Source organism: Pseudomonas sp. R11F (genome assembly GCF_050312575.1).
Taxonomy (GTDB): domain Bacteria; phylum Pseudomonadota; class Gammaproteobacteria; order Pseudomonadales; family Pseudomonadaceae; genus Aquipseudomonas; species Aquipseudomonas palleroniana.
Genome location: NZ_JBNPJU010000016.1, coordinates 39,647 through 64,961 on the forward strand (window position 1 = coordinate 39,647; position 25,315 = coordinate 64,961).

The following is a 25,315-nucleotide window of genomic DNA, read 5'->3' on the forward strand; positions in this document are numbered from 1 at the left end:
TCAATGCGCTCCGTAATAAGGGTTGTTGCGGGTCAACGCATCCGGTTGCGTCGCAGCGCCGCCCAACAAGCGATGAGTACGTGGGTATTCACCGTGATCGCTGATGAAATTCAACAACTCGACATAGGTCTTGCTGCTCTGGCGCAGCGCCGCCTCGCGCAACTGCGGGCTCAGACGCGGGTCCTGCAGGGTCTGCAACAGGCGTTGGTGAATGGCGCAGAGGTATTCCGCGCTTTCTTCCGGCTGGTTCAGGCGCAGGTGCAGATCTGCCAGGTTGTGATGGGAAATGACGCAGGCCGCCACTGCTTCTTCGGCGTCCGCCCAGCGCTCAAACAGCACTTGAGCCAGGGCCAGGGCTTGCAAATAGGCCTCGCGAGCGTCGACCAACTCACCCTGCATAAAGCAGCGATTGGCGCGTTCGATCGTGCGTTTCCAGTGCTCCATGGTGAGCCTCCAAAGCAGAGTCGGTGATTACACGCCACCGGCCGTGAGTTTTTCCGGGTCCAGCAGCATTTCCAGCTGACTACGGGGCAAGTCAGTGTGTTCAAGGGCTACGTCAATCACCGGTCGGCCTTGTTGATAGGCTTTTTTGGCGATTTCGGCGGCCTTCTGGTAACCAATGATCGGGTTGAGCGCGGTGACCAGGATCGGATTGCGCGACAGCGCTTCCTTGAGCTTGGCCTCATTGACCTTGAAGCTGGCGATGGCCTTGTCCGCCAGCAATCGGCTGGAATTGGCCAGCAATTCAAGGCTGCTGAGCAGGTTCTGGGCGATGATCGGCAGCATCACGTTCAGCTCGAAGTTGCCCGACTGGCCGGCGACGGTAATCACCGAGTCATTGCCAATCACTTGCGCGGCCACCATGGCGGTCGCCTCCGGGATCACCGGGTTGACCTTGCCCGGCATGATCGAGGAGCCCGGCTGCAGCCCTTCCAGCTCGATTTCGCCAAGCCCGGCGAGGGGACCGGAGTTCATCCAGCGAAGGTCGTTGGCGATTTTCATCAGTGAGACGGCGGTGGCTTTCAATTGACCGGAAACGGCGACGGCAGTGTCCTGGGAGCCGATCAGGGCAAACAGGTTCTTGCCTGGCGTGAATTTCACGCCGGTCAAACCACTCAGTTGCTGGCTGAAACGTGCAGCGAACTCCGGGTGTGCGTTGATCCCGGTGCCGACAGCCGTGCCTCCTTGAGCCAGGGCCTGCAAGCTTGGCAGCAAGTCCTGCAAATGCCCGATATTGGCCTTGAGTTGCTGCGCCCAGCCGTTGAGCACCTGGCTCATGCGCACCGGCATGGCGTCCATCAGGTGGGTGCGGCCGGTCTTGATGAAGGGATGGACGGCTTCGGCCTTTTGCTCGATCACCTGAACCAGATGCAGCAGGGCTGGCAACGTTTGCTCATGCAGCACCAACGCGGCGCTGACGTGAATTGTGGTCGGGATGATGTCGTTGCTGCTCTGGCCGCAGTTGACATGATCGTTGGGGTTGACTACCTCACCGAGCAAGCGGGTGGCCAGAGTTGCAATCACTTCATTGGCATTCATGTTGGAACTGGTGCCGGACCCGGTCTGGAAGATATCCACCGGGAAGTGCGGCATGAAATCACCTTCGAGCAAGCCTTGGGCGGCATCGACGATGGCCTTGCCCTGTGCTTCGCTGATCTGTTTGAGGTCGACATTGACCTTGGCGGCAGCCACCTTGGCCAGGATCAAGGCCCGAATGAATTGCGCCGGCATGCGCTGGTGACTGATTGGGAAATTGTTCACCGCGCGCTGGGTCTGCGCGCCATACAGCGCGTCGGCAGGCACTTGAAGTTCGCCCATGCTGTCGCGTTCGATACGGGTGTTACTCATCGTTAGATCCTTGCACCAGGTCAGAGTGAGAAAGTGATGGCAGCAATTGGCAGGTCGCCAATTGCCAGGCAAAGGTCTGCCAGCGCTTGAGGCGGCAGGCGCAGCGGGAGAGTTTTTCCAGGTCACGCAATGGGCGCCATGCCTGATCCAGGCACAGGGATCGCCAGTGCCACGGCAAGGCGATATCACTGGCGGTGTCGATCAAGAGACGGAATGAGGTTTCGGCGATCGTCCACGGATGGGTCGCAGTGCAGCACGCCAGGTATCGGCCTTCGCTGAGGTAATGTTCGATCAGGCGAGGCTCATTGGGATCAAGGCCGCAGCGGATCTGACGGCTCATCCAGCGCCAGCTTTCCAGGTACGGATCCTCATGCAGGACAGAACTCATGATCTACACTCGCTCGATAATGATATTCATTATTAAATGATATTAAGAATCAAAACAAGACGAGAAATTCAGTTCGACTTTTACATAGCCAAAAAAAAGCACGCCATCTTCGGGATGGCGTGCTTTTTTATGAAGCGCTGTGTGATCAGCTGCCGGCGACGGTCATCCGCTCGATCAGTACCGACCCCGTGCGAATGTTGCTGCGCAGCTCCAAGTCATTACCCACTGCCACGATCTGCTTGAACATGTCACGCATATTGCCGGCAATGGTCACTTCCTGGACGGCAAACTGAATCTCACCGTTTTCCACCCAGAAACCCGCCGCGCCTCGAGAGTAATCACCCGTCACCATATTCAAACCATGGCCCATCAACTCGGTCACCAGCAGGCCCCGGCCCATACGACGCAGCAAGGCAGCCTGGTCTTCGGCACCGTGAGTCACAAACAGGTTATGCACGCCACCGGAGTTGGCAGTACTCGGCAAGCCAAGCTTGCGCCCGGCGTAAGTGCCCAGCACGTAGGACACCAGCTCGCCCTTCTCGACAAACGGCTTGGCATACGTCGCAAGGCCATCACCGTCGAACGCCGAACTGCCCATGGCACGCATCAGGTGCGGGCGCTCGTCGATGGTCATCCACTCAGGGAACAACTTCTGGCCGATTGCGCCTTCAAGGAACGAGGACTTGCGGTACAGGTTGCCGCCGGAAATCGCCCCCAGGAAACTGCTGAACAACCCCCCAGCCAGTTCCGCCGAAAACAGCACCGGCACTTCACAGGTCGGCACCGGGCGCGCACCCAACCGGCTGGCAGCGCGTTGTGCAGCGCGCTGGCCGATGCTGACCGGGTCCGCCAGCAGATCGCCCTGGCGATTCACGTCGTACCAGTAATCACGCTGCATCTGACCATTGGCTTCGGCGATCATCACGCAGCTCAAACTATGACGGGTGGACGCGTAACCACCGATAAAACCGTGGCTGTTACCGTAAACGCGGCAGCCCTGATGCGTACTCAAGGTGGTGCCATCGGCGTTCTTGATGCGGGCATCAGCGTCAAACGCAGCCGCTTCGCACTTCAGCGCCTGCTCGATCGCTTGCTCAGGCGTGATATCCCAGGCATGGAACAGGTCGAAATCCTTCAAGTCCTTAGCCATCAACGCTTTGTCGGCCAACCCCGAGCTTTCATCTTCAGAGGTGTGCTTGGCGATGGCCAAGGCAGCCGCGACGGTCTCGCGAATCGCCTCCGGGCCGCTGGCCGACGTGCTGGCCGAGCCCTTGCGTTGCCCCACATACAAAGTAATACCAAAACCCTGGTCGCGGTTGAACTCGACGGTTTCCACTTCGCGCTGACGCACCGACGTAGACAGCCCTTGCTCCAGCGACACCGCCACCTCACAGGCGCTGGCCCCCTGGCGCTTGGCCTCGGCAAGGATCTGCTCGACTTGTTCCTGCAGTGCCGGTAAAGCTTGCGGACCGACGCTTTGGGCTGCACTCATGGTTTTCTCCACTCAAATTCTGCTTTCGGTTAAGGCCATCGAGCGACCGGGCCGGACAAGCGGCCCCCGACTGGTTATCATGGCGGCGTTTCTTTGCGGACTGCCACCATGGTTGATTCTTACGACGACTCCCTCGATGGGGAGAAAAGCAAATCCCAGGTCAAACGCGAGCTGCATGCTCTGGTTGACCTTGGCGAGCGCCTTACAACGCTCAAGAAAGACTTGATTGCGAAACTGCCACTGACCGACGAAATGCGCCGGGCGCTGGCGGATGCGCCCAAGCACACCGCGAATATCGCGCGTAAACGGCATATCGCGTTTATCGGCAGGCTGATGCGCGATCAGGATACTGACGCGATTCTGGCCTTGCTTGATCAAACCGATGCCTCCACTCGCCAGTACAACGAACGCTTCCATAACCTGGAACGTTGGCGTGACCGCCTGATATCGGGCGATGACGCCGTGCTGGAGAAATTCGTGGTGGACTACCCGGAAGCGGATCGCCAGCAACTGCGTTCCCTGATCCGTCAGGCCCAACACGAACTGGCGCACAACAAGGCGCCGGCCACCAGCCGTAAAATCTTCAAGTACATCCGTGAGCTGGACGAGACGCAGCGCGGCCTGCGCTGATCCTCTTCCCCGGGTGGCGACCTTCGCCACCCGAAGCTCCCCGGCTTACGACCCCGTACCCCCGACGGTAATCGCATCAATTTTCAGCGTGGGCTGGCCGACACCCACCGGCACCGACTGCCCGTCCTTCCCGCACGTACCGACGCCACTGTCCAGCGACAGGTCATTACCGACCATCGACACCTTGCTCATGGCCTCCGGCCCGTTACCAATCAACGTCGCCCCCTTGACCGGCGCGGTAATCTTGCCGTCCTCGATCAGGTACGCCTCGCTGGTGGAAAACACAAACTTGCCGCTGGTGATATCCACCTGGCCGCCGCCGAGGTTGGCGCAGTAGATCCCGCGTTTCACCGAAGCGATGATTTCCGCCGGGTCGCTTTCGCCTCCCAGCATGTAGGTATTGGTCATGCGCGGCATCGGCAGGTGCGCATAGGATTCGCGGCGGCCGTTGCCGGTACGTGCCACACCCATCAGGCGCGCGTTGAGTTTGTCTTGCATATAGCCTTTGAGTACGCCGTTCTCGATCAGGGTGGTGCACTCGGTCGGTGTACCTTCATCATCAACACTCAGCGAGCCACGGCGGCCGGCCAGGGTGCCGTCATCGACGATGGTGCATAGTTTGGAAGCCACCCTCTCGCCCATGCGTCCGCTGTAGGCGGAGCTACCCTTACGGTTGAAGTCGCCTTCCAGCCCATGGCCCACCGCTTCGTGCAGCAAAACCCCGGACCAACCCGAACCCAGGACCACCGGCAAAGTCCCCGCTGGTGCCGGAATGGCCTCCAGGTTGACCAATGCCTGGCGCAGCGCTTCCCGGGCGTAGCCCATGGCACGGTCGTCAGCCAGGAAATAGCGGTAGTCGGTACGCCCGCCGCCGCCATGGCCGCCGCGCTCGCGACGGCCGTTCTGCTCGACGATCACGCTGACATTGAAACGTACCAACGGCCGCACATCCGCCGCCAGCCCACCATCGGTGGACGCCACCAGGACGCGCTCCCACACACCGGCCATGCTCACGGTCACCTGCTGAATGCGCGGGTCCAGGGCTCGGGTGGCCGCGTCGACACGCTTGAGCAGCTCAACCTTTTCTGCACGACTGATGACTTCCAAAGGGTTATCCGGTGCGTAGAGCTGCGCCACATCCTGGGTGCTGAACGCCTGTACCGTGCCGTTTTGACCGGCACGAGAGATCGAACGCGCCGCACGGGCCGCCAGGCCCAGGGCTTCCAGGGTGATTGCGTTGCTGTAAGCAAAACCGGTCTTCTCACCCGATTGCGCGCGCACGCCGACCCCTTGGTCCAGGTTAAAGCTGCCTTCCTTGACGATGCCGTCTTCAAGAGCCCACGACTCGGAAATCTGCCCCTGGAAATACAGGTCGGCTGCGTCGATGCCCGGCCCGACCAGATCGCCCAGCACGGTTTGCAAGCTTTCGATGGTCACGCCACCGGGTGCCAGGAGGTGTTCACTGACTGAGGACAACAACTCGCTCATAGGTTTGGCCTTAAATTCATCATTCTGAAGCAGGCCGCTGGGCGCCCTGCGAGAAAAAGCGCCGATGGTTCACCACCGGCATGCGCGCCCGTATCGACGCCTGTTCACTGCTATCGCGCTCGGCCAACAACACCGCTTCGCCTTGATCCTGTTGTGCCAGCACTCGCCCCCAAGGGTCGATAATCGCCGCATGTCCAAAGGTTTCCCGCGGCCCGGGGTGCACGCCGCCTTGTGCGGCCGCCAGCACGTAGCATTGGGTCTCGATGGCGCGTGCGCGAATCAATACGTCCCAATGCGCCGCTCCCGTCACCGCAGTAAAAGCCGAGGGTGCGGTAATCAGCTCTGCGCCCGCTGCGCGCAACTCACTGTACAGCTCGGGGAAACGCAGGTCATAACACACGGTCAGCCCCAGTCGACCCACCGGTGTATCCGCCACCACCACTTTGCCACCGAAAGCATAGTCGTCAGACTCCCGATAACGACCACGGGCATCGGCGACATCGACATCGAACAAGTGCAGCTTGTCGTAACGGGCGACGATCTGGCCCTGATCGTCGATCAGCAGCGAGCAGGCGTTGGGCTTGGCATTCGGCTGGCCCTCGGGTGGCAATGGCAATGTACCGGCCACTATCCATAAGGTGAGGTCGCGGGCTGTCTGTTTCAACCACGGCAGGATCGGGCCTTCACCCGAGGCCTCGGCGCGACCGATATCGGCCACATCACGACGCCCCATGGCCGCGAAGTTTTCCGGCAGCACGGCAAGCGTCGCACCGCCCATCGCCGCTTGTTCCAGCAAGCGCCGGGCCTGGATCAGGTTGGCCAGCACATCGCTCTGGCTGACCATTTGAATTACCGCAAAGGACATGGGCCCACACTCCATGATTGGCATAGGGCCATGCTACTCCACAGTCTCTCAGTTTGGTTTTTCAAATGGTTTGTCGAACGTGATTTTCGGGTCTTTCCAAGGCCCTTCCACTTTGTATTGCACGCTGGCGAAGCGCGAAACACGGTCACCGATCAATTTGTCGATCAGAAACAACGCCCCCCCAATGGCCGGCGCCCCGACAATCAGCGCCGCAATGGGCAGGTTGTTGGTCACAGGCAAAGTCACCAGCAACTTGGCGTCCACGCGGTCAGCCACCAGGTCCAGGGTGCCGTTGAGTTCCAGATTGGTCGACGGCCCGGTCATGGTGATCGGCTCACGGGTCACGAAGACTCCGTCACTGGCCGCCAGCAACCCCTTGACTCGGTCATAGCTCAAGCCCTTGCCGAGCAGGTCCGAGAAGTCCAGGCGCAAACGACGACCGATGGAGTTGAAGTTCAACAGGCCGAACACCCGCAACGCCTGGGCGCCGCCCTCCACTTCCACAAACTGACCTTTACGGAACGAGGCATCGAGGCTGCCGGAGAAGCGCTTGGGCCCGACCCACGCCGGTGAACCCGGCCAACGGCCATCCACGTCCAGGTGGAAGTCCTCGCTGGTCACGGTTGGCGCAAAGCCCCAGCCCTTCAGCACATCGGCGATATTCTTGCCATCCAGGCGCCCTTTGTACCAACTGTAACTGGCCCCTGGCGCACCTTCCCAGCCACCGGCGCCCTTGAGCAGCATGCCCTTGAGGCCCAGATCCAGGTCGGTAAACGCCAGGCCCTTGGCGGTCGGCCGGATCTTCAGCGACCAGGCCCCCACGAGGTCCGGCCCCTGGAACAGCTTATCGATGGCGATATCCAGTGCCGGAATATCCTTGGGATCAATATCAGCCAGCGGGTCAGGAGCGTTTTCGTCCGCCTGTACCGTTGGGTCCACCGCAGGCAATTTCACGTACTGCAGGTTGATCGCAATCGGCGCGCCCTTGGCGTCCGGCAGGTTCACCGTGCCTTTGGCCTGCTGGCTGTCGAGCTGCAAGCCCCACGCAGCAGGCTTGCGGTCGAGCTGCAGGCTGACTTGATCCAACTGGGAGCCAAGGCCGGTCAGCTTGCCCACCTTGAAATCGGCACCACTGAGCAGTTGCTTGGCACTGCCGCCCGGATCGTTGCCCGCGTAACGGTTAACCAGTTTTTTCCATGGGTCGATATCCAGTTCCGACAGCACCCCGCGAATGCGCAGGCCTTTGTTCCCGGGCAATAACGCGTTGCCATCGCCGAGGAACAACTCGCCACGACCGTCATTGAGCTTGTCGGGTGGCGCCGCAAAGGTGAAACTCGCCAACTCGCCGTAACTGAACCAATAGCGGCGCTCGGCACCTTGCAAAGTCATGCGAAAGACGCTGTCACGCCCCTGGCTGGCAGGCATGCCAAAGGGGGCGGGCAAATCTACTGCAACGCCCTTCATATTGGAGCTGACCATGAGTTGGCTGTCAGCGCCATCCAGGGTCAGCTGCAGTTGGTAAGGTATGTCGCCGGAAACCGGTAATGGCTGGCTGATCTTCAACCAATCCGTCAGACGCTTCACCGTGACCTGGCCTTTGGCGGTCACGCGGGTACTGATATTGCCGGGCTTGCCATCGGCAACAATCTGCGCAGTGATGGGACGGTCGAACGCCTGCGCCGAAATGTTCTGGCCGCTCAGGCCCTTGGCGCTGTCGAAGCGGAAGTCACCCTTGAGCTGGGTCAGGTCCAGTGGCGGCTCGGCCAGTTGCAGGCGGGCCTTGTCGGTCTTGAAGTCCACCACGATCTTGGGGTCGGTGCCCTTGGCCAACGGAACATCCAGGTCCAGGCTGCCTTGCAGATCGCCCTCGCCTTTCCAACCGGCGAAGGTCGAGGCGGTGCCTATCGGCGCTTCCTGAAGGATTTTCAGACCATCACCCAGGCCACCGGCAAACCCTCCGGTCAGCAGCAGGTGACTGTCCTGGCCGGCAGGAGCGTGGGGAATATTGACATAGACATCCTTGACCTTGGTGTCGAGCAACTGGCCCTTGCTGGCCAGAATACGCACACCGCTCTCCTCGACGAACACTTCACCGTCGACCTTGCCCACATGAGGCCAGCCCGGCTGGAACGCCAACTCGGCATCATGCACCTTGAAGAACAGGCTGATATTGCGCGAAGCCGGCAGCGCGTCGTGGTTCAACGAGCCCTGGTACTGGAAGAACCCCTGGTCAACCGCCCCTTTGAGAATTGCTGTGCGCAACCACTCATCCAGCGACGGGCTGAGTACGGCGGGCAGATACTTGGGGGTGAAGCGACCATCACCATCAACCATGCCGACCCGCAGGTCCATGTAGTCTTCCTGGTTATGGTCGAAATGCAGGCGAATCAGGAAGTCGGCAGCGATTTTGCCTTCCTCGCCCAGCACCTTGATGTAAGGCGCTATCAGGGTGAAGCCTTCTTTATCCAGCTTCCAGGTCAGTCGCGCATTGGCCTGGATGTACTGCCAAGGCTTGGCGAAGATCGGGTCCAGATGCAGGGAAAAGTCCTTGCTGTCCATGCGCAGTTCGCCATGGCCCAGGTCGCCGCTGATGCTACCGGACACGTTACGCGCGGCCGGCGCACCGAAATAAGCATCAAAGCCGATGCGCTCAAGGTTGGCGGCGAAGCTGACTTTCTGGTCGGTGATATCCTGGGGGCGCAGATCCACCAGTACATTACGCAGTACCCCCGTGGCCTTCAGATGCTCCAGGGTCTTGGCGAAGCCTTCCGGCAACGGCGCCAAGGCATTCAACAAGGGGGTGATAGGCGTCAGATCGAGGCGATCGGCCTGGAGCTTCCAGACCTCCTGGTCCTTGTCCGTGGCCAGGGTTTGCTGCAATTGCATGTGCGATTCCCAGCGGGTATCGCCCAGGTTCATCGCGAGCGAATCGAACAGCACCTTAAGGCCGCTATCACTGCGTTGCAGATAAGCGGTCAGGGCCAGATTTTCGATATGCACAGGCTTGCGATCGGCATAGCTGCCCTTCACTTGCGCAGAATTGAGACGCACAGCAGCACTTTGGACAGTACCTTTGCCCCAGCTCAACCAGAACTCACCGCCGGCCTGGAACTGCGTGAGCTTCCATTGCCGGGTCAACTTCGCGGGAATCCATTTGGCCCAGTCGCTCTGGGGCAGGCTGAGATAGGCTTCGACTTCTGCGTCTTGCCATTGGCTGGCGCGAATGCGGCTGCGCAGGCTGACGGCAAGCGGTTGACCGTCAGGCAACGTCAAGCGTGCATCCAAACGTTGCCGAGTCATGCCGGTGTGCAGGCTCAAGCCGACGTAAGTCATGGTCAGCGGCGCCTGATCGAACGGCTGGAGGGTGACCTGGCTATCCAACAGCGACACGCGCTTGACCATTTGCATGCGCGTCAACAACTGCCCGGGGTCCAGTGGCTGTTCATCCCGTACCGGCAGACCTTGCAAGGCCCAGTGACCGTCCTTGTCTTCCTTGACGCTCAATTGCAGCCCACTGACTTGCAGATGGGCGATGCGCACTTCAAGGGCCATCAGGCTGGCCCAGATATCCGGCACCACTTCGACCTGATCCAGGCGCAGGGCGCTGCTGCCCTCACCGACCATCACGTCGTGGGCCAGCAATACCGGGGCGAAGCCACTCCAGCGCCCCTCGAGGCTGCCAATGTGCAGGGGCATGTCAACCGCGGCCTGGGCCTTGGCCTCAACTTGCGCACGGTATTCGGCCACCAGCGGCGTCAGTTCACGACCCAGGCTCACGTAGACCGCAGCCATTACCAGCAGCAGCGCACAGAGGCCCAGGCCCCAACGGGTCAAAGCGGCAAAAAAGCGTATCAGACGCTCCATGTCAGGCGACCCTCAAGGCAGTTGGCGGACGGCAGATCATGGCCTGCCGGTCTCACGGAAAGAAAGCGAATGGGGATCAGAGCAGCACCACGTCGTATTGTTCCTGGGAATACATGGTTTCAACCTGAAAACGGATGGTGCGCCCGATAAAACCTTCCAGCTCCGCGACGTTACCGGACTCCTCATCCAGCAATCGATCGACCACTTTCTGGTTGGCGAGCACTCTATAGCCTTCAGCCTGGTATGCTCGCGCCTCCCGTAAGATTTCCCGGAAAATCTCGTAGCAAACCGTTTCTGGAGTCTTCAACTTGCCGCGCCCCTGGCAACTGCTGCAAGGCTCGCACAGCACCTGCTCAAGGCTTTCACGGGTACGCTTGCGGGTCATCTGCACCAGGCCAAGCTCGGTGATACCGATGATATTGGTCTTGGCGTGATCGCGCTCCAGCTGCTTCTCCAGCGTGCGCAACACCTGACGCTGGTGCTCTTCGTCTTCCATGTCGATGAAGTCGATGATGATGATGCCACCGAGGTTGCGCAGGCGCAGTTGGCGGGCAATCGCCGTAGCCGCTTCGAGGTTGGTCTTGAAGATGGTTTCTTCCAGGTTGCGGTGCCCTACGAACGCGCCCGTATTCACGTCGATGGTGGTCATGGCTTCTGCCGGGTCTACCACAAGATAGCCTCCGGACTTGAGTGGCACCTTGCGCTCCAGGGCTTTCTGAATTTCATCTTCGACGCCATACAGGTCAAAGATTGGACGTTCGCCAGGGTAGTGTTCCAGGCGATCGGCAATTTCCGGCATCAGTTCGGCAACAAACTGCGTGGTGCGCTGGAAGGTTTCCCGCGAGTCGATGCGAATTTTCTCTATCTTTGGGCTGACCAGGTCGCGCAGGGTGCGCAGCGCCAGGCCCAGGTCTTCATAGATGACGCTCGGTGCGCCAACGGTCTTGATCTGCGCGCCTATCTGGTCCCACAAACGCCGCAGGTAACGGATGTCCATCAGGATCTCATCCGCGCCGGCGCCTTCAGCGGCCGTGCGCAGGATAAAACCACCCGCTTCCTTGATGCCCTCAGCGGCCACACAATCACTGACGACCTTTTTCAGGCGCTCACGCTCGGCTTCGTCTTCGATTTTCAGCGAGATGCCGACATGGGCAGTACGGGGCATGTACACCAGGTAGCGTGATGGAATCGATAGCTGGGTGGTCAGGCGTGCGCCCTTGGAGCCGATGGGGTCCTTGGTGACTTGCACGACCAGGCTCTGCCCTTCATGCACCAGAGCACTGATGCTTTCCACCGCCGGGCCTTCGCGCAGGGAAATTTCCGAGGCATGGATAAACGCAGCACGGTCCAGGCCGATATCGACGAACGCTGCCTGCATCCCCGGTAACACGCGCACCACTTTGCCTTTATAGATATTGCCGACGATCCCGCGCTTCTGGGTGCGCTCGACATGCACTTCTTGCAGAACACCGTTCTCTACCACCGCCACGCGCGATTCCATCGGCGTGATATTGATCAGAATCTCTTCACTCATGGCTGGGTCTCGTTCAGGCGTTTTCACAATAGTGGCCGATCGCTTAAGGCTGGGCGCTGGAGTCAAGCGATCAGCGCACGGTGAGGTTTTGCCAACAGGGTATGCCGAATTGGCCAAGCAGTTGCGCGGTTTCGCACACCGGCAAGCCGACCACGGCGGAATAACTGCCATTGAGACCGGTCACAAATACCGAACCCAACCCTTGAATAGCATAGCCCCCCGCCTTGTCCTGAGGTTCGCCACTGTGCCAGTAAGTTGTAGCCTCTTCGACAGAAACCCCGCGAAAACGTACACGGCTGCTTACACATTGGGTTACGCAGCGCAGCCCATCAGTAACAGCAATCGCGGTGAGGACTTCATGCTCGCGATCAGAAAGCGCAAGCAACATCGCCAGGGCATCGGCCTGATCCACCGGCTTGCCGAGGATCTGACCGTCGACGATCACAGCCGTGTCGGCACCCAACACACAAGCGCCGGAAGAATGTTCAAGCGCAGCAAAACCTGCCATGGCCTTGCCACGCGCAAGACGCTCGACATAGGCAACGGCGGGTTCGTTTGCAAGAGGGGTTTCATCAATGGCGGCGCTGACCACGGTGAAAGGCACACCGATCTGGGTCAGCAGCTCACGTCGCCTCGCAGAGCCCGAGGCCAGATAAAGCGAGTTCATTCCAGACTCTCCCTGTAGAGATCGATAACCAGGCAGAGCCTCGCAATCCATTCAATTGATTTTATAACGACGACGCAGGCCGCGCAGGCCAAAACTGATCCAGGGCCACAGTAGCGCACTGACCAGAGCCGGTAACACCAATGCCAGGGTTGGCTGGCGGTTACCGGTCAAGGCGCTGAGCCATAGTTGCACCAACTGCGCCAGGCCGAAGATCACCAGGATCACCAGGCACTGCTGCCACATCGGAAACATGCGCAGGCGCTGTTGCAACGACAGCACCAGGAAGGTGATCAGGGTCAGGATCAACGCGTTCTGCCCAAGCAAAGTGCCATAGAGCACATCTTCCGCCAAGCCCAGAAACATCGCAGTGACCATGCCCACTTTGTGCGGCAGGTTCAGCGACCAGAAGGCCAGCAGCAATGCCAGCCACAGTGGGCGCAGGATCTCCATGAATTGCGGCAGTGGCGACACGCTGAGCAGCAAACCGATGGCAAATGTTAGCCAGACGATCCAGCCATTGCGCGAATGAGTACCGGCCATTATTCCTCCCTCTGCCGCGTAGTTGCCGGGGTGGTTGTCGCCGGCCTGGCGGCTGGCGTCGCGGCCGGTGGTTTAGCTGCTGCCGGTTTGGCTGGCCGCGCATTGTGGGCGGCCGGCTTGGCCGGGGTTGCTACGGGCGCCGCCGGAGCGGCTGCCGGTGCAGGCGGCCCTACGAACGCGGGCTTGGGCACCGTCGCCGGAATGATCGGCGCCGTACCGTTTTGCTTGTCTTCCGCCTCTTGGGCCTGCGCGGCGTCATTGGCGCGCTCTTCCGGCGTGCGGTTGTCACTGAAGACCAGCAGCAGGTAACGGCTACGGTTGAGGGCGGCGGTCGGCACGGCGCGAACAATGGCGAACGGCTGGCCGGAATCGTGGATCACTTCCTTGACCGTCGCCACCGGGTAGCCGGCGGGGAACCGCTGGCCGAGACCGGAGCTGACCAGCAGGTCGCCTTCCTTGATGTCGGCGGTATCGGCCACATGCCGCAGTTCCAGGCGCTCCGGATTGCCGGTGCCGCTGGCGATTGCACGCAAGCCATTACGGTTGACCTGCACCGGGATGCTGTGGGTCGTGTCGGTCAGCAACAATACCCGCGAGGTGTAGGGCATCAGTTCAACCACCTGGCCCATCAAGCCACGGGCATCGAGCACCGGCTGGCCAAGGACCACACCGTCGCGCTCACCCTTGTTGATGATGATGCGATGGGTAAACGGGTTGGGGTCCATGCCGATCAACTCGGCCACTTCGACCTTCTCGTTGACCAGTGCGGAAGAATTGAGCAACTCGCGCAGCCGAACGTTCTGCTCGGTAAGGGCCGCGAGCTTTTGCAGGCGTCCCTGCAGCAGCAGGTTCTCAGTCTTGAGTTTTTCGTTCTCGGCAACCAGCTCGGTGCGGCTGCCGAATTGGCTGGCCACGCCCTGGTAGAGACGTTGCGGCAGGTCGGTGATCCAGTAGGTCTGCATCAGCACCAGCGACATCTGGCTACGCACAGGCTTGAGCAGCGCAAAGCGGGCATCGACCACCATCAGCGCGACCGAAAGCACGACCAGCACCAATAAGCGCACGCCCAATGAGGGGCCTTTGGCGAAAAGCGGTTTAATAAGCCGCTCCTCCCAGGCAAATGTTCTCTTTATTCATACGGCATCTAACCGGCCTGGATGCAGATTGAAGAAGATAAACGCCAACAGGCAGCACTGCAAAGTGCTGCCTGCCGACGAAGCATGAACCATCCTGGCGATCTTATTCGCTGGAGAGCAGGTCCATGGTGTGTTTATCCATCATTTCCAGTGCACGGCCACCACCGCGGGCAACGCAGGTCAGCGGGTCTTCGGCGACGATCACCGGCAGACCGGTTTCCTGGGCCAGCAACTTGTCGAGGTCACGCAACAACGCGCCACCACCGGTCAGCACCAGGCCACGCTCGGCGATATCGGAAGCCAATTCCGGCGGCGATTGCTCCAGAGCGCTTTTCACTGCCTGAACGATAGTGGCCAGGGACTCTTGCAGAGCTTCCAGCACTTCGTTGGAGTTCAGGGTGAAGGCACGTGGAACGCCTTCGGCCAGGTTACGGCCGCGAACATCGACTTCGCGCACTTCGCCGCCCGGGTAAGCGGTACCGATTTCCTGCTTGATGCGCTCGGCGGTGGATTCACCGATCAGGCTGCCGTAGTTGCGACGTACATAAGTGATGATCGCTTCGTCGAAGCGGTCGCCGCCTACGCGCACGGATTCGGCATACACCACACCGTTCAGGGAAATCAGGGCGATTTCAGTGGTACCACCACCGATATCGACCACCATCGAACCGCGCGCTTCCTCAACCGGCAGGCCGGCGCCGATAGCGGCAGCCATAGGCTCTTCGATCAGGAACACTTCGCGGGCACCGGCCCCCAGGGCCGATTCACGGATGGCACGACGCTCCACCTGGGTGGACTTGCATGGAACGCAGATCAGCACGCGAGGGCTGGGCTGCAGAAAACTGTTTTCGTGAACCTTGTTGATGAAGTACTGCAGCATCTTCTCGCAGACGCTGAAGTCGGCGATCACGCCGTCCTTCATCGGACGAATGGCAGCAATATTGCCTGGTGTACGGCCGAGCATGCGCTTGGCCTCGGTGCCGACGGCAACGACACTTTTCTGATTACCATGGGTCCGAATAGCCACAACCGATGGCTCATTCAGGACGATACCGCGCTCGCGCACGTAAATAAGGGTGTTGGCAGTGCCCAGGTCAATGGAAAGATCGCTGGAAAACATGCCACGCAGTTTCTTGAACATGGGAAAGGGACCCTAGGCAACGCGTGGGTAAAAAAGTGCGGCAAACTCTAACAACGACAGGGATTTTGGGCAAGGCGCCAATGTGCTAAATTGGCCGACTTTCTGTGCACCAACCCCCACAATCGCGGCCATATGACCGTAGAAATGCGGTAGTGTTCCGACAATCTAACACACGGACGCCCTCCGTTCTGTTTTCCACTGGAGAATCCCATGGCGCTTGAACGCTCCGACGTGGAAAAAATCGCGCATCTGGCCTCGCTTGGCCTGAATGACGCCGATCTTCCACAGACCACCGCAGCCCTGAACAGCATTCTCGGGCTGGTTGACCAAATGCAGGCCGTGAATACCGACGGTATCGAGCCCCTGGCTCACCCGCTGGAAGCCGGCCAGCGCCTGCGCGCAGACGTCGTGACCGAGCGCAATAACCGCGAGGCTTACCAGTCCATCGCGCCAGCGGTCGAAAACGGCCTGTATCTGGTTCCGAAAGTCATCGACTAAAGGGAAAGAGCCTTTCATGCATCACATGACTCTGGCCGAGATCGCCCGCGGTCTCGCCGACAAAAAGTTTTCTTCCGAAGAGCTGACCAAGACCCTGCTGGCGCGCATCGCCGAGCACGATCCCAAGGTCAACAGCTTCATCAGCCTCACCGAGGAACTGGCCTTGAGCCAGGCCAAGGCCGCCGACGAGCGTCGCGCCAACGGTGAACAAGGCGCACTGCTGGGCGCACCGATCGCCCACAAAGACCTGTTCTGCACCCAGGGCATTCGCACCAGCTGCGGCTCGAAGATGCTCGACAACTTCAAGGCGCCCTACAACGCCACCGTAGTCGCCAAGCTGGCCGCCGCCGGGGCCGTAACCCTGGGCAAGACCAACATGGACGAATTCGCCATGGGCTCGGCCAACGAGTCGAGCTACTACGGCGCAGTAAAAAACCCGTGGAACCTGGAGCATGTGCCCGGCGGCTCGTCCGGGGGCTCGGCTGCGGCCGTCGCCGCACGTTTCCTGCCGGCCGCCACCGCCACCGACACCGGCGGTTCGATCCGCCAGCCTGCCGCGTTCACCAACCTCACTGGCCTGAAGCCGACCTACGGTCGTGTTTCCCGTTGGGGCATGATCGCGTACGCGTCCAGCCTGGATCAGGGCGGCCCGCTGGCTCGGACCGCGGAAGACTGCGCAATTTTGTTACAAGGCATGGCAGGCTTCGATAAACAGGACTCCACCAGCATCGATGAGCCAGTGCCGGACTACAGCGCCAGCCTGAATACGTCGATCAAGGGCCTGCGTATCGGCGTGCCGAAGGAATACTTCAGCGCAGGCCTCGACCCACGTATCAACGAGCTGGTTCACAACAGCATCAAGGAGCTGGAAAAGCTCGGCGCCGTGATCAAGGAAATCAGCCTGCCGAACAACCAGCATGCGATTCCGGCCTACTACGTGATCGCCCCGGCGGAAGCCTCCTCCAACCTGTCGCGTTTCGACGGTGTGCGCTTCGGCTACCGCTGCGAAAACCCGAAAGACCTGACCGACCTGTACAAGCGCTCGCGTGGCGAAGGCTTTGGCGTGGAAGTACAACGCCGGATCATGGTGGGTGCCTACGCGCTGTCGGCTGGTTACTACGATGCGTACTACCTCAAGGCGCAAAAAATCCGTCGCCTGATCAAGAACGACTTCATGAGCGCCTTTAATGAAGTCGACGTGATTCTCGGCCCAACCACGCCTAACCCGGCCTGGAAGATCGGCGCCAAGAACAACGACCCGATCGCCGAGTATCTGGAAGATTTCTACACCATCACCGCCAACCTCGCGGGCTTGCCTGGCCTGTCCATGCCGGCCGGTTTCGTCGACGGCCTGCCGGTGGGCGTGCAATTGCTCGCACCGTATTTCCAGGAAGGCCGCCTGCTCAATGTGGCGCACCAGTACCAGTTGAACACTGACTGGCACACTCGCACCCCTACCGGCTTCTGAGGAGAACACTATGCAATGGGAAGTTGTGATCGGGCTGGAGATTCATACCCAGCTCGCCACCCAATCGAAGATTTTCTCCGGTAGCGCCACCACGTTCGGCTCAGAGCCCAACACCCAGGCCAGCCTGGTTGATCTGGGCATGCCCGGCGTGCTGCCGGTGCTGAACCAGGAAGCGGTGCGCATGGCGGTGATGTTCGGCCTGGCGATTGACGCCCAGATCGGCCAGCACAACGTGTTCGCGCGCAAGAACTACTTCTACCCGGACCTGCCCAAGGGCTACCAGATCAGCCAGATGGAACTGCCGATCGTCGGCAAGGGCCACCTGGACATTCCCCTGGAAGACGGCACGATCAAACGTGTCGGTGTAACCCGCGCCCACCTGGAAGAAGACGCCGGCAAAAGCCTGCACGAAGAATTCCCGGGGGCTACCGGCATCGACTTGAACCGTGCCGGCACGCCGCTGCTGGAGATCGTGTCCGAGCCGGACATGCGCAGCGCCAAGGAAGCCGTAGCCTACGTCAAGACGATCCACGCACTGGTGCGCTACCTGGGCATCTGCGACGGCAACATGGCCGAAGGTTCGCTGCGTTGCGACTGCAACGTGTCGGTCCGCCCAAAGGGCCAGGTCGAATTCGGCACCCGCTGCGAGATCAAGAACGTCAACTCGTTCCGCTTCATCGAAAAGGCGATCAACAGCGAAGTGCGTCGCCAGATCGAACTGATCGAAGACGGCGGCAAGGTCATCCAGCAGACCCGCCTGTACGACCCGAACAAAGACGAAACCCGCGCCATGCGCAGCAAGGAGGAAGCCAACGACTACCGTTACTTCCCCGACCCGGACCTGTTGCCGGTCGTGCTGGAGGACTCGTTCCTCAATGACATCCGCAGCACCCTGCCGGAACTGCCGCAGCAGAAACGCGAGCGCTTCCAGGAGCAGTTCGGCCTGTCGGTCTACGATGCCAGCGTCCTGGCGTCCAGCCGCGAACAAGCCAACTACTTCGAAAAAGTGCTGAGCATCGCCGGCGACGCCAAACTGGCGGCCAACTGGGTGATGGTCGAGCTGGGCAGCCTGTTGAACAAACAGGGCCTGGAAATCGACGAGGCCCCAGTCACAGCCGAGCAACTGGGCGGCATGCTGCTGCGTATCAAGGACAACACGATCTCCGGCAAAATCGCCAAGACCGTGTTTGAAGCCATGGCCGCAGGCGAAGGCAGCGCCGACGAGATCATCGAGCAGCGCGGCCTCAAGCAAGTGACCGACAGCGGTGCGATTTCCGCCGTTCTCGACGAAATGCTCGCGGCCAACGCCGAGCAGGTCGAACAATACCGTGCGGCCGACGAAGCCAAACGCGGCAAGATGTTCGGCTTCTTTGTCGGTCAGGCGATGAAAGCATCCAAAGGCAAGGCCAACCCGCAACAGGTGAACGAACTGCTGAAAAGCAAGCTCGAAGGCTGACAGCGACGAAGAGACCGGGTGAGCTCGGTCTACTGTAGGAGGGGGCTTGCCCCCGATGAGGGTGTGCCAGTCAGCAATTCTATTGACTGACTCACCGCTATCGGGGGCCAGCCCCTTCCCACATTTGATAGGGGGATACCTGGAAATGAAGCGTCTATTCGGCCTCCTGGCCCTGTTCTCCCTGTTGACCGGTTGCGCCAGCGGCCTCATTGACCCCAACGGCTACGACGAAACCGGCACCGCCTCCTATTACGGTGCCAAGCACCATGGCAAAAGAACCGCCAGCGGTGAACCCTTCAACCAGAACGCCCTGACGGCCGCCCACCGGCGCCTGCCCTTCGGCACCCGGGTCAGGGTGACCAACCTCGCCAACAACAGATCCGTGGTGGTACGCGTGAATGACCGTGGCCCGCATACCCGAGGGCGCTTGATCGATCTGTCGCGCAAAGCAGCCGAGCAACTGGGTATGCTGGGCAGCGGCACCGCGCGGGTTCGCGTGCAAGCCATGAGCAACTGATCGAGGCCGCCTTGAGTATTTTCGGATTGAACGCACTCTCGCCCTGGAGCCTGGCCGAACTGGTCAGCGGCCTGCTGCTGCTGATCGTCGGTGCCGAAATCCTGGTGCGTGCCGCCGTGCGCCTGGCCGCCAGCCTCAAGGTACGGCCGCTGATCATCGGCTTGAGTATCGTCGCCTTCGGCAGCAGCGCGCCGCAGATGACCGTCAGCCTGCAAGCCACCCTGGCCGGCAACACCGATATTGCCGTGGGTAGCGTGATCGGCAGCAGCATCTTCAACATCTTGGTGACCCTGGGTTTGTCCGCCCTGGTCATTCCATTGCGAGTGTCACGACAATTGGTTCGCCTGGACATCCCGGTCATGATCCTCGCCGGGCTGCTGGTCTTTGCCCTGGCAGCCAACGAAGCGCTGACACCCTTCGATGGCCTGCTGTTGCTCGCCGCCCTGGCGGGCTATCTGGGCCTGTTGCATTACCAGACCCGCCACTCACGCCGCCCACGTACACGGGATACCGTGGCCAAAGCGCCTTGGCTGAGTAGCGTATTGCTGATGCTGGGCGGGTTCCTGGTGCTGGTGCTGGCCGGGCATTTGCTGCTGGGCGCGGCGGTGGATGTGGCCGCTGACCTGGGCCTGTCGGAACGCATCATCGGCCTCACGCTGATCGGCGTCGGTACTTCTCTGCCGTGCCTGGCCACCTCGTTGATTGCAGCCCTGCGTGGCGAGCGGGAAATAGCCGTGGGCAACGTGATTGGCAGCAATTTGTTCAACCTGCTGGGCGTACTGGGTTTTACGGCGTTGATCGCACCGTCGCCACTGTCGGTGTCACCCAACGCCCTGGACTTCGACCTGCCGGTGATGCTCGGCGCAATCACCCTGTGCTTGCCGGTGTTCTATACCGGTTACCGCGTCACTCGCGCCGAAGGCCTGGTGCTGCTGGGACTGTACCTTGCGTATGGCCTGCATGTGATGGCGTTCACCACCGGCATGCCCCTGGCCAATAAGCTCGAACAATTGATGCTGTACTACGTCCTGCCGGTGCTGGTGGCGTTGCTGTTGTTCACATCGCTACGGGCCTGGCGTCGTCAACACAAGAGGGAATCGCAATGACCGATCAGAAAAAGCCCGGGGTTGAAATGCGTCGCCAAGTCATGGGCGACGCGTTCGTCGAACGCGCCCTGGGCAATGCCACCGAGTTCACCCAACCGTTGCAGGATTTCGTCAACGAGCACGCGTGGGGCAGCGTGTGGAATCGCGAAGGCTTGCCCCTGAAGACGCGCAGCCTGATCACCCTCGCCGCCCTGACCGCGCTCAAATGCCCGCAGGAGCTCAAAGGCCATGTGCGGGGCGCACTGAATAATGGCTGCACCGTCGAAGAAATTCGCGAAGCGCTGCTGCATTGCGCGGTGTATGCCGGGGTGCCGGCGGCGATCGATGCGTTTCGTGCGGCCCAGGAAGTCATCGACAGCTACCAGAAGGAAGGTTAGATCCAGCCGCCTGCCTGCAACACAAAGATCCCGATATTCGTGGTCACCGCCGCCATCAGCGTGGTGATCACGATAATCGCCGCCGCCAGTTCATGATTGCCCTCGGCCGCCCTGGCCATCACGAAACTCGCAGCGGCCGTCGGCGCGCCGAAGTACAGAAACAGAATGCCCAGCTCCGGCCCCCGGAAGCCCAGCAACCAGGCGCCTAGCGTCGCCACCAGCGGCAAGCCGAGCATTTTTACCAGGCTGGCGCTGAGCGCCATGTTGCCACTCTTGCGCAGCGCTGCCAGCGACAAGGTGCCACCGATGCAGATCAACGCCAGCGGCAGGGTCATGTCCGCCAAATACCGGGCGCAAGACTCCAGCCAACCCGGCAGGCCGATCTTGAACATCGCAAACGGCGCGGCCGCAATCACGCTGATGATCAACGGGTTGGCCAGCACACTTTTGCAGATACTCCACGGGTCGGACTTGATCACCGGGCTATACACCGCCAGCACGATGGTCGACAGCGTGTTGTAGAACAGGATCACCAACGCCGCGAGGATAGCGCCCAGGGAAATGCCGTAGTCACCGTACATGCTGGCTGCCAGCGCCAGGCCGATGACCCCGTTATTGCCGCGAAACGCACCCTGGGTATAAATGCCCCGGTCTTCACGCGGGCAACGAACAATCGCCCAACCCCAGGCCAATGCAAAGCTGAGCAAGGTGGCAACGGCAAAGTAGATCAGCAAACCCGGCTTGAGCGCCGAATGCAGATCGGCATGCAGGATGCCCAGGAACAGCAGCGCCGGCATGGTGACGTTGAACACCAGGGACGAGGCAGTGTGGATAAAGTTGTCGTTGATCCAGTTGATGCGCTTGAGCAGCACACCAAGGAACAGCATGGCAAACACCGGCGCCGTGATGGTGAGGGTGGTGAAGAAAATAGCCAGCATGCCGGGGAGAACCTTGGTCGACGTCGTCAGGTAGCCAATGATAAGCCACCACAGGCCACCCCGTCCGGTTGTAGTGAGCGGGCTCGCCCCGCGCTGGGTGGCGCAGCCGCCCCAACGAGCCCTCCCAAGACGCTTCAGAAAGACCGAGGCGCCTGGGTTGAGGGCGAGGCACGCCCTAATACCAGCCAGTCAAGGCTTAACGCTGTCACTGTGGGAGGGGGCTTGCTCCCGATGGGCTGCGAAGCGGCCCTAATCCCAAGCGCTTCGGTCTTTCTGAAACACCGCGGCGATTGGGGCGGCTTTGCCGCCCAGCGCGGGGCAAGCCCGCTCACTACAAGGCAAGTTCAGGTGATAGGCGCAGGATTGAACAGGGTGATGTCGTTATGCAGCTTATGCCGTTCGGCCCACGTCTGCTTCTTGCCGCTGGCCACGTCCAGGTAGAAGTGAAACAACTCCCAGCCCAATTCCTCGATACTCGCGCGCCCTGTGGCAATGCGCCCGGCGTCGATATCGATGAGATCCGGCCAGCGCTGCGCCAACTCCGTGCGCGTCGACACTTTCACCACGGGCGCCATCGCCAGCCCATACGGCGTGCCACGCCCGGTGGTGAACACATGCAGGTTCATTCCCGCCGCCAGTTGCAAGGTGCCACACACAAAATCACTGGCCGGCGTGGCGCAAAAAATCAGACCCTTGCCCTTGAATCGCTCGCCGGGGCCAAGCACGCCGTTGATCGCACTGCTGCCGGATTTGACGATAGACCCCAAAGACTTCTCGACAATGTTCGACAACCCGCCCTTCTTATTGCCTGGCGTGGTATTGGCGCTGCGATCCGCCTCGCCCTTGGCCAGGTAACGGTCGTACCAGTCCATTTCCCTGACCAGCTCCCGAGCAACGTCCTCGCTCTGTGCGCGAGAAGTCAGCAGGTAGATGGCGTCTCGGACTTCAGTCACTTCGGAAAACATCACCGTCGCCCCGGCCCGCAACAGTAAGTCCGAAGCGTACCCCAGCGCCGGGTTGGCGGTGATGCCGGAAAACGCATCACTGCCCCCGCATTGCATCCCCAGGATCAGCTCAGAGGCCGGCACGGTTTCACGACGACGCTGGTCGAGCCTCTTCAATCGGGTTTCGGCCAGCGCCATGATCTGCTCGATCATTTCAGTGAAGCCGTGGCTGGCGTCCTGCAGGCGGTACAACCACGGCTCGCTCAGGTCGACGGAACTGTCGTGCTCATGCATCACTTGCCCGGCCTGCAATTTCTCGCACCCCAGGCTGATCACCAGCGCTTCGCCCCCCAGGTTGGGGTTGCGTGCCAGGTTGCGCACCGTGCGGATCGGGATATAGGCATCCGTCGCGGTGATCGCCACGCCGCAGCCGTAGCTGTGGGTGAGTGCCACCACGTCGTCAACGTGCGGATACTTGGGCAGCAATTCGTCCTTGATGCGCTTGACCGCATGATCCAGCACGCCCGTGACGCACTGCACCGTGGTGGTGATACCGAGGATATTGCGCGTCCCCACGGTACCATCGGCGTTGCGATAGCCCTCGAACGTAAAGCCCTCCAACGGCGCCTGGGTTTGCGGAACCTCAGTGGACAGCGGCAAGCTGTCCAGCGGTGGCGCGGTGGGCATGCGCAGTTGATCTTCCTGCACCCAACTGCCACGTGGAATCGGCGCCAAGGCATACCCGATGGTCTGGCCATAGCGAATGATCCGACCGCCTTCGGGAATATCTTCCAGGGTCACCTTGTGGCTCTGGGGAATAAACTCCAGCGTCACCAGGCCGTCCGGAAACTCGGTCCCGGCCGGTACCCCCTGATCGTTGACCACGATCACCACGTTGTCGCGCTCGTGCAAACGAATCGAGCGCGGCGAATCGGCATGTTCAATCAATTGCATCACACGGCCCCTCAGGAATGCGCTTCGGACAGATGGGTCAGCTCAGGCCCCTTGCTTGGAGGCTCTTTGAGTACTACGCGCTTGATCGGGCCAACGATGACCAGGTAGCTGAACACCGCCACCAGCGCGTTGGCGCCGACAAACACCAGGGCCCACTTGAACGAGCCGGTGTTGCTGATGATGTAACCGATGACGATCGGCGTGGTGATCGACGCGAGGTTACCGAAGGTATTGAACAAGCCGCCACTGAGGCCGGCGATCTGTTTCGGCGAGGTGTCGGACACCACCGCCCACCCCAGTGCGCCAACGCCCTTGCCGAAGAACGCGAGGGCCATGAAGCCGACCACCATCCATTCGATATCCACGTAGTTGCAGGCCACGATACTGCTGGAAATCAACAGCCCGCCAATGATCGGCGCCTTGCGCGCGAAGGTCAGCGAATGGCCCCTGCGCAGCAGGTAATCGGAAATCACCCCACCGAGCACGCCGCCGATAAACCCGCAGATCGCCGGCAACGACGCAATGAAGCCGGCCTTGAGGATGGTCATGCCACGGTCCTGCACCAGGTACACCGGGAACCAGGTGAGGAAGAAGTACGTGATGCCGTTTATGCAATATTGGCCCAGGTACACGCCGAGCATCATGCGATTGGTCAGTAACTGGCGGATGTAATTCCACTTCGGGCCGTCGGTTTTCTTGCCTTTGCCTTTATCCTGATCCATATCGACCATCGCACCATTGGCCGCGATGTGATTGAACTCGGCTTCGTTGATCATCGGGTGCTGGCGCGGGCTGTGGATCACTTTGAGCCAGATCAGCGAAAACAGAATGCCGATCACGCCCATCACGATAAACACGTGCTGCCAGCCGAAGGTGAAGACGATCCAGCCCATCAGCGGCGCAAACAGCACGGTGGCGAAGTACTGCGCCGAGTTGAAGATCGCCGACGCCGTACCGCGCTCCGCCGTAGGAAACCACGCTGCGACAATACGCGCATTTCCGGGAAACGACGGTGCCTCAGCCAGGCCCACCAGAAAGCGCAGCATGAACAACGCGACCACTGCGGTGGAAACCCCGAACTCACCGACATAGCCTTGCAGCACGGTGAACAAAGACCAGGTGAAGATGCTCAAGGCATAGATTTTTTTTGAGCCGAACCGGTCCAGCAACCAGCCACCGGGAATTTGCCCAGCCACGTAGGCCCAACCGAATGCGGAGAAGATGTAACCGAGGGTGACCGCGTCGATACCGAGGTCTTTTTGCAGGCTGGAGCCTGCGATGGCGATAGTGGCCCGGTCGGCATAGTTGATCGTCGTCACCAGAAACAGCATGAGCAGGATCAAATAGCGGACGTGGGTCGGCTTGGTCGCTTGCATGAAGAAGTACTCCCACTAATTATTTTTTTTGCGGGTAATCATTTCTGTGTTGAAGGTAGGAGCCGGCAGGCAACCGGCTCCTACGACG

At 60.5% G+C, this 25,315-nt stretch carries 22 protein-coding genes; 7 read left to right on the forward strand and 15 right to left on the reverse strand.

Annotation, left to right across the window (positions count from 1 at the left end; translation table 11 throughout):
- The 4 genes from ACQRBV_RS04615 to pmbA all read right to left on the reverse strand — a co-directional run bounded on the left by ACQRBV_RS04615 (position 1) and on the right by pmbA (position 3,728).
- Positions 1–444 carry a hypothetical protein gene (locus ACQRBV_RS04615; RefSeq protein WP_411985270.1) on the reverse strand — a complete coding sequence of 148 codons (444 nt, stop codon included), beginning with the start codon at positions 442–444 and terminating at the stop codon, positions 1–3.
- A 27-nt stretch (positions 445–471) separates the two neighbouring features.
- A complete protein-coding gene (locus tag ACQRBV_RS04620; RefSeq protein WP_161548263.1) occupies positions 472–1,848 on the reverse strand; it encodes a class II fumarate hydratase in 1,377 nt (458 codons plus the stop codon).
- A complete protein-coding gene (locus tag ACQRBV_RS04625; RefSeq protein ID WP_205344585.1) occupies positions 1,841–2,236 on the reverse strand; it encodes a FagA protein in 396 nt (131 codons plus the stop codon). The genes ACQRBV_RS04620 and ACQRBV_RS04625 overlap by 8 nt, the downstream gene beginning before the upstream one ends.
- A gap of 145 nt (positions 2,237–2,381) precedes the next feature.
- The gene (gene pmbA / locus ACQRBV_RS04630; protein WP_060754938.1) at positions 2,382–3,728 is read right to left on the reverse strand and encodes a metalloprotease PmbA; all 1,347 of its coding nucleotides are present in this window, start codon (positions 3,726–3,728) and stop codon (positions 2,382–2,384) included.
- 108 nt (positions 3,729–3,836) lie between these two features.
- On the opposite strand from pmbA, the gene yjgA reads away from it, so the two are divergent.
- On the forward strand, positions 3,837–4,358 hold the full coding sequence (gene yjgA, locus ACQRBV_RS04635) for a ribosome biogenesis factor YjgA (RefSeq protein WP_060754937.1): 522 nt from the start codon (positions 3,837–3,839) through the stop codon (positions 4,356–4,358).
- Between the two features lie 45 nt (positions 4,359–4,403).
- On the opposite strand, the gene tldD is transcribed toward yjgA, so the two are convergent.
- The 8 genes from tldD to mreB all read right to left on the reverse strand — a co-directional run bounded on the left by tldD (position 4,404) and on the right by mreB (position 15,593).
- On the reverse strand, positions 4,404–5,846 hold the full coding sequence (gene tldD / locus ACQRBV_RS04640; RefSeq protein ID WP_411985269.1) for a metalloprotease TldD: 1,443 nt from the start codon (positions 5,844–5,846) through the stop codon (positions 4,404–4,406).
- A gap of 19 nt (positions 5,847–5,865) precedes the next feature.
- Positions 5,866–6,711: a carbon-nitrogen hydrolase family protein gene (locus tag ACQRBV_RS04645; protein ID WP_104995522.1), complete on the reverse strand. Its 846-nt coding sequence runs from the start codon at positions 6,709–6,711 to the stop codon at positions 5,866–5,868.
- Positions 6,712–6,759: 48 nt separating this feature from the next.
- Positions 6,760–10,575 (reverse strand): YhdP family protein, encoded by a 3,816-nt coding sequence (locus ACQRBV_RS04650; protein WP_411985268.1) that lies wholly within the window; start codon positions 10,573–10,575, stop codon positions 6,760–6,762.
- Between the two features lie 76 nt (positions 10,576–10,651).
- Complete coding sequence (gene rng / locus ACQRBV_RS04655) at positions 10,652–12,109, reverse strand: ribonuclease G (RefSeq protein ID WP_010567681.1); 1,458 nt, start codon at positions 12,107–12,109, stop codon at positions 10,652–10,654.
- A gap of 70 nt (positions 12,110–12,179) precedes the next feature.
- Positions 12,180–12,776: a Maf family protein gene (locus tag ACQRBV_RS04660; protein ID WP_090366764.1), complete on the reverse strand. Its 597-nt coding sequence runs from the start codon at positions 12,774–12,776 to the stop codon at positions 12,180–12,182.
- A gap of 51 nt (positions 12,777–12,827) precedes the next feature.
- Positions 12,828–13,316, reverse strand: a complete 489-nt coding sequence (gene mreD / locus ACQRBV_RS04665; RefSeq protein WP_003171788.1) for a rod shape-determining protein MreD — start codon at positions 13,314–13,316, stop codon at positions 12,828–12,830.
- Positions 13,316–14,416: a rod shape-determining protein MreC gene (gene mreC / locus ACQRBV_RS04670; protein WP_411985282.1), complete on the reverse strand. Its 1,101-nt coding sequence runs from the start codon at positions 14,414–14,416 to the stop codon at positions 13,316–13,318. The genes mreD and mreC overlap by 1 nt, the downstream gene beginning before the upstream one ends.
- A gap of 139 nt (positions 14,417–14,555) precedes the next feature.
- Positions 14,556–15,593 carry a rod shape-determining protein MreB gene (gene mreB / locus ACQRBV_RS04675; RefSeq protein ID WP_002555108.1) on the reverse strand — a complete coding sequence of 346 codons (1,038 nt, stop codon included), beginning with the start codon at positions 15,591–15,593 and terminating at the stop codon, positions 14,556–14,558.
- A gap of 210 nt (positions 15,594–15,803) precedes the next feature.
- Here mreB and gatC point away from each other — a divergent pair, with 210 nt between their 5' ends.
- From gatC to ACQRBV_RS04705, 6 genes are all read left to right on the forward strand, one after another.
- The gene (gatC, locus tag ACQRBV_RS04680; protein ID WP_411985267.1) at positions 15,804–16,091 is read left to right on the forward strand and encodes an Asp-tRNA(Asn)/Glu-tRNA(Gln) amidotransferase subunit GatC; all 288 of its coding nucleotides are present in this window, start codon (positions 15,804–15,806) and stop codon (positions 16,089–16,091) included.
- 16 nt (positions 16,092–16,107) lie between these two features.
- Entirely contained in the window at positions 16,108–17,559 is a 1,452-nt protein-coding gene (gene gatA / locus ACQRBV_RS04685; protein WP_060754931.1) for an Asp-tRNA(Asn)/Glu-tRNA(Gln) amidotransferase subunit GatA, read from the forward strand.
- Positions 17,560–17,569: 10 nt separating this feature from the next.
- Entirely contained in the window at positions 17,570–19,015 is a 1,446-nt protein-coding gene (gene gatB, locus ACQRBV_RS04690) for an Asp-tRNA(Asn)/Glu-tRNA(Gln) amidotransferase subunit GatB (RefSeq protein WP_060754930.1), read from the forward strand.
- Positions 19,016–19,160: 145 nt separating this feature from the next.
- Positions 19,161–19,532 (forward strand): septal ring lytic transglycosylase RlpA family protein, encoded by a 372-nt coding sequence (locus ACQRBV_RS04695; protein ID WP_060754929.1) that lies wholly within the window; start codon positions 19,161–19,163, stop codon positions 19,530–19,532.
- A gap of 50 nt (positions 19,533–19,582) precedes the next feature.
- Positions 19,583–20,638 (forward strand): calcium/sodium antiporter, encoded by a 1,056-nt coding sequence (locus ACQRBV_RS04700; protein WP_411985281.1) that lies wholly within the window; start codon positions 19,583–19,585, stop codon positions 20,636–20,638.
- On the forward strand, positions 20,635–21,015 hold the full coding sequence (locus ACQRBV_RS04705; protein WP_060754927.1) for a carboxymuconolactone decarboxylase family protein: 381 nt from the start codon (positions 20,635–20,637) through the stop codon (positions 21,013–21,015). Before ACQRBV_RS04700 ends, ACQRBV_RS04705 begins: the two co-directional genes overlap by 4 nt.
- Here ACQRBV_RS04705 and ACQRBV_RS04710 read toward each other — a convergent pair.
- The 3 genes from ACQRBV_RS04710 to ACQRBV_RS04720 all read right to left on the reverse strand — a co-directional run bounded on the left by ACQRBV_RS04710 (position 21,012) and on the right by ACQRBV_RS04720 (position 25,227).
- The gene (locus tag ACQRBV_RS04710; RefSeq protein WP_060754926.1) at positions 21,012–21,953 is read right to left on the reverse strand and encodes an AEC family transporter; all 942 of its coding nucleotides are present in this window, start codon (positions 21,951–21,953) and stop codon (positions 21,012–21,014) included. The genes ACQRBV_RS04705 and ACQRBV_RS04710 overlap by 4 nt on opposite strands.
- Before the next feature lie 344 nt (positions 21,954–22,297).
- Complete coding sequence (gene garD / locus ACQRBV_RS04715; protein WP_411985266.1) at positions 22,298–23,851, reverse strand: galactarate dehydratase; 1,554 nt, start codon at positions 23,849–23,851, stop codon at positions 22,298–22,300.
- Positions 23,852–23,862: 11 nt separating this feature from the next.
- On the reverse strand, positions 23,863–25,227 hold the full coding sequence (locus tag ACQRBV_RS04720) for an MFS transporter (protein WP_411985265.1): 1,365 nt from the start codon (positions 25,225–25,227) through the stop codon (positions 23,863–23,865).
- Positions 25,228–25,315: the final 88 nt, after the last annotated feature.